We start from the raw sequence: 13604 nt of genomic DNA on the forward strand, positions 1-13604 counted from the left end.
CCTTAGTAGTAGACCTTAGGCACGGTCAGGTCGGAGGGTGGAATCTCGGTGCCGACCCATTTGGTGAACAACTCGTTGTAACGACCGCTGCGTACCTGCTGATTGACGAACAGATTGAGGTAGTTAAGCAGGCCATACTCGTTGCGCTTGGCGCCGAGGGAGACGTAGTCGATGGTGTACGGCGCGTTACCGGCGATTTTCAGATTCTTGTACTTGCCTGATTTGATCGTGGCGGCTGCCACGGTATTGGTAACGACGGTGGCGTCGATGTGGCCCTGGGCAACCGCCAGCAGCGTGTCGTTTTGCGATTGGTAGGCACGGAAGGAACCGCTGCCCCAGTTCTTCACGTCTTTTTCCAGGGCGATGGCTTCATAGGTGCCGCTGGTGTTACCCAATGCTTTGCCTTTGATATCGGCATAGCTGTTGATGCCCGTGTTGTCGCGGGTCAGTACCACCATCTGGAAGGCAAAGTACGGCACGGTAAGGCCGACAGTCTTGGCCCGTTCGAGGGTGTCGGAGGTGGACGCGACAATCACGTCGGCACGCCCGGAGACCAACGCCGGAATGCGGTCAGGGAAGGGCGTTTCAACCACTTCGGCCTCGACCCCGAGGATTTTCGCCAGGTCGTGGCAGTAGTCCACATCGAACCCGGCAGGGTTATTCCCTTCATCGCGAAAACCCATTGGCGGGAAGTCCAGGGTCACGGCGCAACGCAGTTTGCCCGAACCAATAATGTCATCGAGTTTGTCGGCCTGGGCGGTGGCGATAAAGGAGGTACTGAGAACAGCGCTGAGGGCTACGGCAAATGCGGGGTTTTTCATAGAGGCCTCGTTGTGGTGGGTGTGCTGTCAGATATCGTATCGGGGATTTCGTATACGATATTTACAATAGCAATGGACGTGCCTGTTTGCCTCCCGTGGACACAATTAATTGTCAGCCCTTGAGTCAGAGGGGTTGAGCGAAGGGTGGCCAAACACAGCACCGGGGGGCGAATCAGGGGGGTGTTACAGAAGGGAGCACCACCAGCCTCTGGCGCCCCTTAAAGGAACACTCTAACGGCGGCTGTCGCGAAACTGGCTCGGCGCCAGGCTGGTCAAGGCGCGGAACTGTCGGCTGAAAGCACTGTGATCGGTGTAACCACAGCGCAGCGCGATGTCGGTGATGGGCAGGTCAGTGTGCAACAACAGCCGCGAGCCTTCTTCCAGGCGGGCCTTGTGAATCATCTGCCGTGGGGTGAGCTGGAACACGCGTTTGCAGTGGCGCTCCAGTTGCGCCACGGAATACCCGGCGATCGCCGTCAGCTCGGCAAGGCTGATGGGGCGGGCGAAGTGGCTACGGATATACGCGTCCACCGCCGCCAGTTTGTGGAACGCCGGATGGCTGGACTGGGGCAGTTGCAGGTCGCGGGAGATACCGGCCAGGCCGACGATTCGGCCCTGTTCATCGTGCAGCGCGAGTTTGTGGGTCAGGCACCACACCGGCTGGTTGCCGAAATACAGGTGCAGTTCGAGTTGGTCGGCCAATTCACGGCCGGTGGACAGCACGCGCCGGTCCTGTTCGGTGTACAACGGGCCGTAGCGCTCAGGAAAGACCATTTCGGCGGTGAGCCCGAGCAACTCGTCACGGTGTTTGAAGCCACAGCGCCGGGCCAGGGTCTGGTTGACGAAGGCATAGCGGGCCTCGTTGTCCTTGATGAAAAACACCACGTCCGACAGGGTATCGAGCAGCGCCGCGATAGGCTGCAGACTGCTCAGCAGGGTCGGCAGGTCGCAAGGTTTGAAGGTCGTGAGCGAGGCGTACATGGCGCTGGGCGTCTGGTGGCAATCCTCGGGATCATAAAGACTCGGCCGCGCTCCCGAAAGCCCTGGCCCGGTATTCAAACCGGCGGGGTGTCGTCCAGGCACATCAATGTCTCGATTCGCGCCGGGCTGAACGGTGGGCGTGGCGCCGAAGGTTGCCAGCCGAACAGGTGCTGCAAGGCGCCGCCACACACCCGCCCCTGACAGGCGCCCATGCCGCAACGACTGGCCAGTTTGGCTGCGCGCCAGTCAGTGTGCCCGGTCAGTGCCGCGTAGGGCACGTCTTCGCAACGGCACACCAGGGTGTCGGCCTGCGCCAGTGACTTGAGTTGCGGGTCGAGGACAAACGCGGAATTCAGGGCGTTGGCGAAACCCTGCCAGCGCGCACGACGCGGCCATAAAGCTCGTGCCGCCTGGCGTTCATCGACGGCCGCATGGCCGGCAATCGCGCCTTCGACCACCGCCAGTTCACTGCCACCGAACCCGGTGCATTCACCTGCCGCGTAGTGATCGGTGCGGCTTGTGGTTTGCCAGGCATCCACGGCAAGTGCCTGGCCGTCCAGATGACAGCCCAGGGCCTGGCCAAGTTGCGTGTTGGGGATCAGGCCAAAGCCACAGGCCAGGCGATCACATTCCAGTTCGATGATGTTGCCTTGCTGTTGCAGACGCACACCCTCCAGCCGCTCAGTTCCCAGGGCGGCCAGCACGTAGGTCGCGGTGCGGTAATGGCGGTCGAACAAGGTGAACGACTGCATCAGTTTGTTGGGCCAGCGTGGCAATTTTGCGGCGAAACCGGCGACAGCGACGGTAGAGGCTTGTTCGGCGATGCGCAGGATTTTCGCGCCATGGTGTTTTGCGGTGGCGGTGCTCGCCAGGAGCAACGGTCCACTGCCGGCGATGACCAATCGTTCATCTTGCACCGCAAGACCGCCCTTGATCAGTGCCTGAAGGCCGCCTGCGCCGGTTACGCCAGGCAGCGTCCAGCCGGGGAAGGGCAGCAGCAACTCGCGGGCGCCGGTGCACAGAATCAGTTTGTCGTAAGCGATCAGCCAACCGCGCTCGGCGTCTTCAACCAGCAGTTGTTTCGGTGCGGCACTGGCGATCACGCGGGTGCCGGCATGGCAGCGAATGTTGCTGCACGCCTCCAGCCGCTCGCGCATCTGGCGTGCCTGTTTTGGCAGCTTGGCCTGAGGCCCGTCGCGCCAGATTTGCCCGCCCGGCAACGGGTTGTCGTCGAGCAGGACGATGCGTGCACCGCTTGGCGCTGCGGCGAGCGCGGCGGCCATGCCGGCAGGACCGGCACCGATGATCAGCAAGTCGGCGTATTCGCTCATGGGCGCGTCTCCACCTGCATGCCGTCACGGCACAGCGTCTGGCAGGCCAGGCGCAGTCGACCGTCGATGGTCACCCGGCATTCCTGGCAAATGCCCATGCCGCATAGCGGTGCGCGGCGTTGGCCACTGACCGAGGTTCGACTGCAACCGTCGCCACCCAGGGCCAGCGCAGCGGCGACACTGGTGCCTTCGACAACGCGCAGGGCACGGCCGTCCAGCATCAATTCAGGCATAGGCAGGTTCTCCGAGAAAACGCTGTGGCAGATAAGGTTGCGCAGCCAGCGGCGGCGTTTCGTTGAACAGTTGCGCGACCAGCAAATCAGCCGTGCCGGGGGCCGTGGTAACGCCCAACCCCTCGTGGCCAACCGCCAACCACAGGCCTTTGCGTTGCGGGTGTTGGCCCACCAGCGGCAAGCCGTCGGGGCTGGCGGCGCGAAAACCGGTCCAGGCGCGGATGCCATTGAGTTGCGCCAGACCTGGCATGTACTCGGTGGCGCGCCTGAGCATTTTTGCGAGCATCCAGCCTTCAACCTGCGGGTCGGTGGTGCCGAATTGCCGGGAGGCGCCAATGAATAATTGGCCGGTCGGCCGAGGCTGAATATTGCACGCCGTCGAAGGGCCTGTAGCGTTGTGGGCACTGGTGACGTAACCGAGCTCCACCAGGGTGTGGGTGACTTTTCCGGGGTAGCGGTCAGTGATCAGCAAATGGCCTTTCTTCGGCTCGATCGGCAGTTCCGGGCATAGATCGTTGGCCTGAATGCCGTTGGCCAGAATCACCGCTTCCGCCCTCAACCACTGGCCGTTATCGAGGCGCACACGGTCGCCATCGACTTCGCTGACCCGCACCCGGCGCTGGCTGATGTTCGGTGTTTCGAGCATCCAGTTGGCGGTCGCGGGGGCATACAGAATGCCGTCGCCATTAATCAATAAGCCACCTTCCAAGCCCTCGTTCAACTCCGGTTCGCGCTCGCGCAAAGCACGGCCGGCGATCAGCTCGCAGGTGACGCCTTGGGCTTGAAGGTTCAGGTATTTGCTGTGGGCCACCGCCATTTCTTCGCTATTGGCCGCCAGCCAGAGTGTGCCGTTGCTGCGGTAGGCGCAGCCGTCGGGCAGGTCCGGCGCCAGTTCGCGCCAGCGTTGCAGGGAATATTGACTGAGTGCCAGCTCGGCCGGGTTGTCGTCCAGGACCAGCAGGTGACCCATGCCCGCGGCCGTAGCGCCGGGCAACCCGGCATCCAGCACCAGCACGCGCAAGCCACGCAATGCCAACGCCTGGGCACAGGCAGCGCCGACAATGCCGGCGCCGATCACGATCACATCGGCCACCAGGCCTTCGTTCATGGGCGAATGCCCCAGGCAAACGGGTCGTCCTGTTCGATGATCAGGCTGGCTTCGGCACTGATGTAGGCGCGTCCACGAATGGTCGGCACGATGCGCTCGCCCTGAAGTTCGTAGGAACCCTCGAACTCGCTGCCAATGACGCTGGCCTGACGCCAGATCTGTCCCGGTTGCAACTTGTCGTCGGCCGCCAGGCACGCCAGTTTGGCGCTGGTGCCGGTGCCGCAGGGCGAACGGTCGTAGGCTTTGCCGGGACAGAGGACGAAGTTACGGCTATCGGCCTGCTCGTCATCCGCGAACAGCTCGACGTGGTCGATCAGCCCGTCGTCGTCGCCACGAATCCCCTGTACGTCCAGTGCTTGCTGCACGGCAAAGGAATACGCGGTCAATGCATCGAGGTTGTCGCCGGCCACCCGCAAACCGTGCTCGGCGATCAGGAAAAACCAGTTACCCCCCCAGGCAATATCGCCCACTACTTGGCCGATACCTGGCACTTCAAGTACCAGCGCCTTGTGGTAACGATAGGCCGGTACGTTGCGTACGCTCACCGAATGGTCTTCGTGCAGTGTCGCCTGGACCGTGCCCACCGGTGTCTCGATGCTGTGCACGCCGGGGCCGATCTTGCCCAAGTGCGCCAGCGAAGCCACCAGGCCGATGGTGCCGTGGCCGCACATGCCGAGGTAGCCACTGTTGTTGAAGAAAATCACCCCGGCACAGGCCGACGGGTCCACCGGCTCACAGAGCAGGGCGCCGACCAGTACGTCGCTACCCCGTGGTTCAAGCACACACGCGGCGCGCCATTGGTCATGATGTTCGGCCAGTCGCTGTCGACGTTCGGCCATGCTGCCGCTGCCCAAGTCAGGAAAACCGGCTGTCACCAGGCGGGTCGGTTCGCCGCCGGTGTGGGAGTCGATCACGCTGATGCGTTTCATAAGATGGCCACGTCCGTTCAGATGAGTGAACGAAAGAGTGGCCTGTGCCGGGGCTTGCCGGCTTGATGGTTTTATCCAGTACCGATGACGAAATCGGCACAGTGCGCTGCACTGTCAGTGAGGGTGAGGCAGGTGCTCGAACAGTGTCTTGCAGACCCCGGCAATGTGCTCGTCGAGCAGCTTTACCGCCAGGTCCACATCGCCGGCGCGACAGGCTGCAAGGATTTCCCGGTGTTCATGATCGGCGCGATCCTTGCCGGCCGAGAGGCTCATCTGCATGCGCAGGTAGCGCTCCAGCTTATCGTTGACCGAGCGGATCAGGCCCACCAGAAACGGCCGTTGCGCCGGTTCGTACAGGCAGGCGTGCAGTTCCCAGTTGAGCTCGGCCCAGCGTCCCACGTCATCTTCGCCAATGAACTCCTGGCAGATGCGTTCGGCACGGGCGAAGGTTTCTTCAGTCATGTTGGGAATGGCCAGGCGCAGCACTTTGTCTTCGAGCAACATGCGTACTTCAAACATCTGCGCCAGTTCCGCATCGGACACTCGCGTCACCATCGCCCCGCGATTGCGCTGGAACATTACCAGGCCTTCGGCCTCCAGGCGCTTGAGTGCCTCGCGCACCGGGATCTTGCTGACGTTGAACTGACGGGCGATGTCGTCCTGCCGAATCGGCTCGTCCTCGGCAAAATGCCCGGCGACGATAGCGTCCCGCAGATGACGGGTGATGATTTCCGACGTCGAAGGCGCATTGCCAAGGTCTGGAGCATTGAATTTGGGTAGGGTCACGGCGGCGATCGTTCGGAATGAGTTAGCGATATGGTATACGAAATTGTCCTGGTGTTCCTTTCACTGCATCCAGACTGAAGACAGCCTTGGAAACGTTGGTTGTCGTGCGGCCGCCGTAAAGCTGCCGCTCTGAGCGACAGAGTTACTTCTTGCGTGGAATAAATCCGGGCACACCCGTTTCCACCACCGAGTTGAATCGTATTCTGGTCGTAATCTCTTGTTTGATTTCATCCATGGCCCTATGTGGCAGGGTTGAAATATCAACGTTTTCCCGGATGTGGCTCAGGGTTGCAGACGTGGTCAGGAACGCGACTCCTCGCTGTACAGCCCAGGCCAACGCCACTTGAGCCGGAGTCTTCTGCAGGCGTTGCGCGATCTGTGTAATCACCGGGTCTGCCAGTACATTCGGCTCCATGCCATGGCCGAGTGGCGCAAACGCAAGGACGATGATTCCATGCTGTTTGCAAAACTCCAGCAGTTCCCATTCTGGTAGATAAGGGTGGGACTCGACCTGCACGACGGCGGGTTTTATCCGTGCCACTGCCACGATCTCTCGTAAACGCTCCAACGTGATATCAGACAAACCTATGGCCTTGCACCGGCCTTCATCCACGAGACGCTCCAGCGCCCGCCAGGTTTCTATTAACGTCACGCCTGAGTCGTAGATGACTTGACCCTGTTCGTCTCTCGGGTCCTGGTTGTCGCCGGGTTGAAAGGCAAAAGGCGTATGGATCAGGTAGCAATCGATGTAGTCAACCTGAAGCCGTCGGCAACTGGCCTCAAACGCAGGTTGGACACGCTCGGGACGATGGTTGGTATTCCACAGTTTCGAGGTGATGAATACGTCCTCCCGGCGGACCTTTCCTGCTGCCAGAACCTCGTGAAGAGCAACGCCGACCTGTTCTTCATTTCGATAACGCTCGGCACAATCGAAATGGCGAAACCCGACTTTCAGCGCGTCCTTGACCGCTTGTGTGGTGACGCCTGGATCGCGGAACAGTGTGCCAAATCCAACGGCCGGCATTTCACCGGCGCCATGGTTCAGCGGAAATTTCGTGTCGCGAAGCGCGTCGTAGAATGATTCGTATGGCATGTCTTTACTCCAATGTCCGGGGCCGCAGCCGCTATTGATATAAAGGTTTCTGTTCGTCGCGAGCGGCCACTCTTTGCTCGAACGCGCCGACCGAATTACCTCCGAGTGCCACATACAACTGCACGGTGTCCAGGTACTGCGCGGTCTTCACTTTGATCTGGCCCAGTAACGCTTGCTCATAGGCGCGTTCCGTCTCCAGCACCTGGAGAATGCTGTTTTCGCCTTGCGCATAAGCTTGCTGGTTCAAGTGCAAACTGGTTTCGGCAGCGCGTAACGCGTCCTCCTGCGCCAGGTTTTCTTCAGCGTCATGGTTGATCGCCTGCAACGAGTCGGCGACCTGGCCGAACGAGCTAATGACGGTCTGCTGGTAGCCAGCGAGCGTCGCCTTGTAGCCGTCGACGGCAGCCTGACGTTCAGCCTTGAGTGTTCCGCCATCGAAGATCGGACCCGCCAGCCCCGCAGCGAAGCCCAAGAGCGCGGCGCCGCCATTGCCGGAAGCGGCCTGTAAAAACGACGCGGACAGCGTTACGTGGGGATAGAGGTTCGCGGTTGCGACGCCAACGGCTGCGCTGGTCATGTGCAGTTCCGCTTCTGCTTGCAGGACGTCCGGCCGGCCGTGAGCCATTTCCGATGGCAAACTGACGGGCACGTTTGCCGGCAATACAAACTCGGCAAAATCGAAGTCAGGCGCGATCCAGTCACCCGGGCCTTTACCCGTGAGAATCGATAACGCATGGCGTGCCGCATCACGCTGCTGGGCCAGGGGCGGCAGCAGCGTGCGGTCCTGCGCGAGCCGGGTCTGGGCCAGCGAAACATCGATCTGCGTGGTGGTGCCATTGATGTGGGCCATGCGCACGAGGTCGAGGTTTTTTGTGTCATTGGCGAGCAGCTTTTCGACGGCTGCCATCTGCGCATTTGCAGAGGCAACCAACAACGCCTGACTGGCCACATTACCCGTCAGGGTCAGGTACGCCGCGTCGTAGCGATGCTTCTGCAGATCGGTAAACGCTTCCTGCTGTTCGACCAGGCGCTTGTTACCACCGAACGCATCAAGGTCGAAACCGACCCGCGGTCCGATCGCGTAGAAATTGGTGATCGAAGGCTCTTTTGCGTTGTGTACCCGTTGGCGGCCGGCCGTCGCGCCAAAGTCGACCTGCGGATACAGCGCACCTTCCGCCGCGGCGACGGAGGAGGCCGCTTGGCGGATCGTTGCGTCCGCGGCCACGAGTTCAAGATTGCCTTCAATGGCGCGACGTACAACCTTGTCGAGCTTCGGCGAATGGAAGGCCGTCCACCAGTCACCGCTGACCTTCTTGCCAAGCTCAATGTGTTGTTCACCCGGCTTGTTGCCGCCTTGGTCGAGGCGCTGCTCGGCCTGTTGGTCGTAGTGTTGCGACAGGCTCGGTGCGGGCATTTGATAGTCGGGGCCGACGGTACAGGCGGTCAGGAACACTAGCGCCGATACCGCACCGAATGTGGTTTTGAACAGCTGTCTGTTGATGAAGAGCGCATTGGATTTCATTTTGGCAAACTCCACGATAACTAGTTGGTCGGAACGGGCTTGCGAAGAAAGATCACCAGTGGGCTCACCACCAGCATCGCGAACATCAAAATCTTGAATTGGTCGATCACCGCGATAAAAGCCGCCTGGCCGGTGATCATTTCGTTGAGTCCCGCCAGTGCTTGCAGCGACGTCGGCACGGAATGCGCAGCGGTGCGATACGGCGTCAGATTGCTGGCCAGCGTCATGTGCATCGCTTGGGTATTGTTGAAGAAGAACAGTTGCACAATCGCAACACCCAGGGTGCTTCCGTACACCCGTGACAGATTGAAAAAACCGGTGCCTTCCGGGCGTAATGTGGGGTCGAGCGTGCTGAAGGCGACCTTGGTCAGTGAGGGCATCAAGATGCCGATGCCAATGCCCTGGATCGCACCGGCCACCGCGACGGGCGTCCAGTCCATCAACGGCGAATAGCCGAGCATCAGCCAGTTGGCATAAATCACCACGGCGACGCCTGCCGCCACGAACAGCCGGCGGTCGAAGCGCTCGGGTACACGGCCCATCAGCAGGAACGCACCGACCAGTCCCACACCGCGCGGTATCGTCAGGGAACCTGTGATGTCAGGCGGGTAGCCGAGAATCTCGTCCAGCATGGGTGACGTCAGGGCCATGGTCGATAACAGCACGAAACCCACGGCGAAAAAGATGACCGTCGACAGCACGAAGTTGCGGTCGTTGAACAAACGCTTGTTGAGGAAATGCACCTTGGTGGTCAGCACATGCACGGCAAACAGGTAGAACCCGAGTGCACAGCCTATTGCTTCCAGGCAGATCTCGGTCGAGGAAAACCAGTCCAGGCGTTCACCACGGTCGAGCAACATTTGCAGGCTGATCAATGCCAGCGTGAAGCTGCCAAAGCCGAAGAAGTCGAACGAGGGACGTTTCTCGGCCTTTTTTTCAGCGAGCAACAGCGCCATCACCAGAAAGATAAACGCCGACAGCGGAACGCTGATGTAGAAAATCGTGCGCCATACGAAATGTTCGCTGACCCAACCCCCGATGCTTGGGCCGCTGACGATGCCGAAGAGCACGATTGCCGTCCATGTCGCGCCAAACTTCGCACGCTTCTCCAGTGGCAATGTCTCCATTGAAATCGCCATTGAAAGGGGGGCCAGCACGCCACTGGCGAGGCCTTGAACAATGCGCGCACCGATGAACTCCAGCGGCGTCGTTGCCAGCGTTGCCAGGAGCAAACCCAGGACGAAGAAGGCCAGCGCGGCTTGATAAACCCGCTTCAGGCCATAGCGTCCGGCAAGCCATTGCGCAATCGGCATGGTGATCGCACTCGCCGCGAGGTACGAGGTGAAAACCCAGCCAGCCTGGTCGTCGGTCATCGACGTACTGCCCTGAATAGACCTGAGCACCGCGTTCGGCAGCGGCAGGTTCGCCGACTGCATGTAGGTCGCGAGCAGCGCGGCGAACCTTAATGTCCCCGGGCCTTGAGGTCCGGCAAGTTGGGCGTTCATCGGTCGTTACCGGCAGTCAACAAGGCTTTGAGCGGGTGCCACCAAGGCGTCTGATACCCGGTATCCACCTTGACGGTGGCGCTGGTGCCCGAGAAAAGGGGCAGGGCAGGGTCGGTCTCATCGAGTTCGAGTCGGACCGGAACCCGCTGAACCACCTTGACCCAGTTGCCGGTCGCGTTTTCTGGTGGCAGCAGGGCGAAGTCCGATCCTGCACCTGGGCTCATGCTGGTCACGTGGGCTTTGAATACGTGATCAGGGTACGTATCGATGCTGATGGTCGCTTCCTGGCCTGGACGCATGTGCGTCACCTCCGTTTCACGGAAGTTGGCCTCCACCCAAATCTCGCGAGCGGACAGCAGCGCAAAGGCAGGCGCGCCGTTGTTGACGTAGTTGCCAACCTGCAAATCGTCGACCTTGGCCACGATGCCATCGTCCGGCGCATAGACCGTTGTGTACGAGAGGTAGAGTTGCGCCTCGTCGAGTTGGGCCTTGGCCTCGCGAACCGTCGGGTGAGTATCGGCTTCGATGTTTGGATTGCCGTTCAATGCAACGACCGTGCTCGCGATCTGCTGCTCGATCGACGCGATTCGTTGCCGCGACACTTTAAGATCAGTGTCGGCGCGTTCGTAAACGGCACGCGAGACGAACTCGGTCGCGACCAGCGCTTTCTTGCGGCCAAATTCCCGTTGGTCGAAATCGGCCGACTCTTTGGCCGATTGCAGTTCGGCCTGTTGCTGGCGGTAACTGGCCTTGAGTCCATCGATGCGCAGCCGTGCAACGTTCAGTTGGGCTTCTGCGCGGTTAACGGCGATCTGCAAGGGTTTCGGATCGATCCGGAACAACACCTGGCCTTTGCGAACCGGCTGGTTGTCCTCAACCGCGATTTCGACGACTTGTCCGGAAATGCGCGCGTTGATCGAAGCTTTCGCCACTCGGGCGTAGGCGTTATCGGTCGAAACAATAGCTGCGCCTGCCTGATAGTGGCTGTAGCCGACCGCTGCGAAGAGCACCGGCAAACCGACGATAAGGAAGGGTCGCAGTTTCTCTTTGAGCGGTTTCTTGAACGGCGCGCCAGGCGGGTTCGGCACGGGGTGTTCGAAGGTCTGCGAAGCTGGGATGTCGAACGGTTTAGTCATGATCGAATACACCTTTAACCGGGAGTCGTGCCCGCAGAATTCGCCTGCGGCGTTGACGTCAATAGTTGCTGTGAGGAATCAAGCCCGAGCGCGGCCAAGAGGATCGCTCCGCCGCACCTGTTTCGTCGCCGCAACACTCAGTTCGAGCTCCGCTTCAACAAACCGTAAATCAAGGAATTTTTGGTTCCTTAATTTTGTGCGATGGTGTAAGAATATCCCCGCACCCACCTCCATTCAAGGATTTTGTACAACATGGCACAAAAAAAGATTGCAGAGGGAAAAGGCCGCGGCCGCCCTCGCGCGTATGACCCGCAGACAGCGCTGCAGCAAGCGCTTGGTGTGTTTTGGAGTACCGGCTATTCCGGCGCTTCCCTGGACAGCATCGCTACGGCGGCCGGTATGAATCGCCCTAGCCTCTATGCGGCATTCGGCGACAAACATGCGCTCTACATCAAAGCGCTGGAGCAGTATTGGGAGTTTGCGGCGGCTGACATGCATGAGGCGTTGATGGACCACGAGTTGACCTTGAGCCAGGCGTTGATGCGTTTCTATGAAGGGCAGCTGTCGATTTATTTTTCGGGAGAAGGCCAGCCGCGCGGCTGCTTTGCGATCGGCACGGCGACAACCGAAGCCGTCGAGGATTCTGCAATACGAGAAGTGCTTTCTGATCGGCTGAGCCGGCTCGATAGCGATCTCGAAACGCGCCTGCGAGCGGCCGTCGATTCCGGCGAGTTGAAAAGCGACGTGGATCCGGCGGCCCTGGCTGTACTCGCGTCCTCCCTGCTGCATAGCATTTCGATACGTGCCCGGGCGGGCAAATCCCGCGCTGAATTAACCGAGCTTGCACGCAATGCGGTCAGCGTAATCTGTGGTTGAGAGGTTTTAGGGTGGAAGAAAAACTCGACGATATTCTGGCTGAGTAACTGGCCGTGATTTTCTGTGGCATTAACCCGGGCGTGATGGCGGCCACCCAAGGCCATCACTTTGCGGGCAGAGGCAATCGCTTCTGGCGCACACTCCATCTCGCCGGTTTTACCCCCGAGGAAATACTCCCGGAAAACGATCGGACGATCTTGCAGTATCGGTGTGGATTAACGGCCGTGGTGGAACGGCCTACGGCGCGAGCGGATCAGTTGTCATTACATGAATTCATGGCTGCCGCTGCGGATTTTGAACACAAGATCGCGCGCTATGCGCCACGCTTCGTGGCGTTTCTCGGTAAAGCGGCGTATTGCGCGTTGTCCGGTCAGCGAGAGGTTCCGTGGGGGCTTCAGCCAACGACGTTTGGCAATGCTTCAGTATGGGTGCTGCCCAACCCGAGCGGGCGAAATCGTGCGTTTACGTTGGATCAACTGGTCGACGCGTACCGGAAACTCCATTCGCACCTGCACCTCGCGTCCGTTTCTCAGCCTTTTCCAGCGCCTCTCCTATACTGATCCGCGTTGACTAGACACAACGCAGACACAGCGTCCTTATCAGTCACTGAAAGGAGATCAATTATGACCATTCGCATTGGCGATGAAGCCCCGGATTTCACCGCCGAAAGTACCGAGGGCCCGCTCCACTTTCACGAGTGGATTGGCGACAAGTGGGCCATTCTGTTTTCGCATCCGAAGGACTTCACACCGGTATGTACCACTGAACTGGGTTACATGGCCGGACTCAAGCCGGAGTTCGACAAACGCAACACCAAGATCGTCGGGCTCAGTGTTGACCCTGTCAGTAATCACAAAGCCTGGGCTGATGACATCGAAGAAACCCAGGGCCATGCGGTCAACTACCCCATGATCGGCGACGATAATCTGGTGGTGGCGAAGCTCTACGACATGATCCACCCGAATGCCAGTGGCGGCGCGCGCACCGCTGTGGACAATGCCACAGTGCGTTCGGTATTCATCATCGGCCCGGACAAGAAGGTCAAGGCGATGCTGATCTATCCAATGAGTGCCGGGCGCAACTTCGATGAAGTCTTGCGGCTGCTCGACGCTCTGCAATTGAACGCCAAGCATACAGTCGCTACGCCGGTGAACTGGCGTCCGGGCGACGACGTCATCATTCCCACGTCGGTATCGGATGAGGACGCCAGGAAGAAGTACCCGCAAGGCTTCAAAACGGTGAAACCCTATTTGCGCACCGTGGCGCAGCCGAAGTAACCCATC

General features: G+C 60.1%; 14 protein-coding genes. 3 read left to right on the forward strand and 11 right to left on the reverse strand.

The genetic code is table 11. From position 1 onward, the window contains the following. Positions 1–2 precede the first annotated feature (2 nt). The 11 genes from AC1MDT_RS03790 to AC1MDT_RS03840 form a co-directional block, all read right to left on the reverse strand. Complete coding sequence (locus AC1MDT_RS03790) at positions 3–821, reverse strand: ABC transporter substrate-binding protein (RefSeq protein WP_480420757.1); 819 nt, start codon at positions 819–821, stop codon at positions 3–5. Positions 822–1052: 231 nt separating this feature from the next. Next, positions 1053–1802 carry an AraC family transcriptional regulator gene (locus AC1MDT_RS03795; protein WP_480420758.1) on the reverse strand — a complete coding sequence of 250 codons (750 nt, stop codon included), beginning with the start codon at positions 1800–1802 and terminating at the stop codon, positions 1053–1055. A 74-nt stretch (positions 1803–1876) separates the two neighbouring features. Further along, positions 1877–3133: an FAD-dependent oxidoreductase gene (locus AC1MDT_RS03800; RefSeq protein WP_480420759.1), complete on the reverse strand. Its 1257-nt coding sequence runs from the start codon at positions 3131–3133 to the stop codon at positions 1877–1879. Beyond that, on the reverse strand, positions 3130–3366 hold the full coding sequence (locus AC1MDT_RS03805) for a (2Fe-2S)-binding protein (protein WP_480420760.1): 237 nt from the start codon (positions 3364–3366) through the stop codon (positions 3130–3132). The genes AC1MDT_RS03800 and AC1MDT_RS03805 overlap by 4 nt, the downstream gene beginning before the upstream one ends. After that, positions 3359–4474: an NAD(P)/FAD-dependent oxidoreductase gene (locus AC1MDT_RS03810; protein WP_480420761.1), complete on the reverse strand. Its 1116-nt coding sequence runs from the start codon at positions 4472–4474 to the stop codon at positions 3359–3361. The genes AC1MDT_RS03805 and AC1MDT_RS03810 overlap by 8 nt, the downstream gene beginning before the upstream one ends. Next, positions 4471–5403, reverse strand: coding sequence for a 4-hydroxyproline epimerase (locus AC1MDT_RS03815; RefSeq protein ID WP_480420762.1), 933 nt, complete (start codon positions 5401–5403; stop codon positions 4471–4473). Before AC1MDT_RS03815 ends, AC1MDT_RS03810 begins: the two co-directional genes overlap by 4 nt. A gap of 114 nt (positions 5404–5517) precedes the next feature. Then, positions 5518–6189, reverse strand: a complete 672-nt coding sequence (locus AC1MDT_RS03820) for an FCD domain-containing protein (protein WP_201112313.1) — start codon at positions 6187–6189, stop codon at positions 5518–5520. A 142-nt stretch (positions 6190–6331) separates the two neighbouring features. After that, positions 6332–7282 carry an aldo/keto reductase gene (locus tag AC1MDT_RS03825; RefSeq protein ID WP_480420763.1) on the reverse strand — a complete coding sequence of 317 codons (951 nt, stop codon included), beginning with the start codon at positions 7280–7282 and terminating at the stop codon, positions 6332–6334. 31 nt (positions 7283–7313) lie between these two features. Further along, a complete protein-coding gene (locus tag AC1MDT_RS03830) occupies positions 7314–8804 on the reverse strand; it encodes an efflux transporter outer membrane subunit (RefSeq protein ID WP_480420764.1) in 1491 nt (496 codons plus the stop codon). 20 nt (positions 8805–8824) lie between these two features. Continuing rightward, a complete protein-coding gene (locus AC1MDT_RS03835; RefSeq protein ID WP_480420765.1) occupies positions 8825–10309 on the reverse strand; it encodes a DHA2 family efflux MFS transporter permease subunit in 1485 nt (494 codons plus the stop codon). After that, a complete protein-coding gene (locus AC1MDT_RS03840) occupies positions 10306–11445 on the reverse strand; it encodes an HlyD family secretion protein (RefSeq protein ID WP_480420766.1) in 1140 nt (379 codons plus the stop codon). The genes AC1MDT_RS03835 and AC1MDT_RS03840 overlap by 4 nt, the downstream gene beginning before the upstream one ends. 252 nt (positions 11446–11697) lie before the next feature. On the opposite strand from AC1MDT_RS03840, the gene AC1MDT_RS03845 reads away from it, so the two are divergent. The 3 genes from AC1MDT_RS03845 to AC1MDT_RS03855 all read left to right on the forward strand — a co-directional run bounded on the left by AC1MDT_RS03845 (position 11698) and on the right by AC1MDT_RS03855 (position 13598). Next, a complete protein-coding gene (locus AC1MDT_RS03845) occupies positions 11698–12321 on the forward strand; it encodes a TetR/AcrR family transcriptional regulator (protein WP_480420767.1) in 624 nt (207 codons plus the stop codon). A 47-nt stretch (positions 12322–12368) separates the two neighbouring features. Beyond that, positions 12369–12881 carry a G/U mismatch-specific DNA glycosylase gene (gene mug, locus AC1MDT_RS03850; RefSeq protein WP_480422696.1) on the forward strand — a complete coding sequence of 171 codons (513 nt, stop codon included), beginning with the start codon at positions 12369–12371 and terminating at the stop codon, positions 12879–12881. A gap of 63 nt (positions 12882–12944) precedes the next feature. Then, positions 12945–13598, forward strand: a complete 654-nt coding sequence (locus tag AC1MDT_RS03855; protein WP_480420768.1) for a peroxiredoxin — start codon at positions 12945–12947, stop codon at positions 13596–13598. The last annotated feature ends 6 nt before the right edge of the window (positions 13599–13604 follow it).

The organism is Pseudomonas sp. ASL7 (assembly GCF_056680375.1).

Bases quoted from the DNA above. Each gene is read 5' to 3' on its own strand.
- AC1MDT_RS03835 (WP_480420765.1), bottom strand. From the start codon at position 10,309: ATGAACGCCCAACTTGCCGGACCTCAAGGCCCGGGGACATTAAGGTTC.
- AC1MDT_RS03790 (WP_480420757.1), bottom strand. From the start codon at position 821: ATGAAAAACCCCGCATTTGCCGTAGCCCTCAGCGCTGTTCTCAGTACC.
- AC1MDT_RS03825 (WP_480420763.1), bottom strand. From the start codon at position 7,282: ATGCCATACGAATCATTCTACGACGCGCTTCGCGACACGAAATTTCCG.
- AC1MDT_RS03795 (WP_480420758.1), bottom strand. From the start codon at position 1,802: ATGTACGCCTCGCTCACGACCTTCAAACCTTGCGACCTGCCGACCCTG.
- AC1MDT_RS03810 (WP_480420761.1), bottom strand. From the start codon at position 4,474: ATGAACGAAGGCCTGGTGGCCGATGTGATCGTGATCGGCGCCGGCATT.
- AC1MDT_RS03805 (WP_480420760.1), bottom strand. From the start codon at position 3,366: ATGCCTGAATTGATGCTGGACGGCCGTGCCCTGCGCGTTGTCGAAGGC.
- AC1MDT_RS03815 (WP_480420762.1), bottom strand. From the start codon at position 5,403: ATGAAACGCATCAGCGTGATCGACTCCCACACCGGCGGCGAACCGACC.
- AC1MDT_RS03855 (WP_480420768.1), top strand. From the start codon at position 12,945: ATGACCATTCGCATTGGCGATGAAGCCCCGGATTTCACCGCCGAAAGT.
- AC1MDT_RS03840 (WP_480420766.1), bottom strand. From the start codon at position 11,445: ATGACTAAACCGTTCGACATCCCAGCTTCGCAGACCTTCGAACACCCC.
- AC1MDT_RS03830 (WP_480420764.1), bottom strand. From the start codon at position 8,804: ATGAAATCCAATGCGCTCTTCATCAACAGACAGCTGTTCAAAACCACA.
- AC1MDT_RS03800 (WP_480420759.1), bottom strand. From the start codon at position 3,133: ATGAGCGAATACGCCGACTTGCTGATCATCGGTGCCGGTCCTGCCGGC.
- AC1MDT_RS03845 (WP_480420767.1), top strand. From the start codon at position 11,698: ATGGCACAAAAAAAGATTGCAGAGGGAAAAGGCCGCGGCCGCCCTCGC.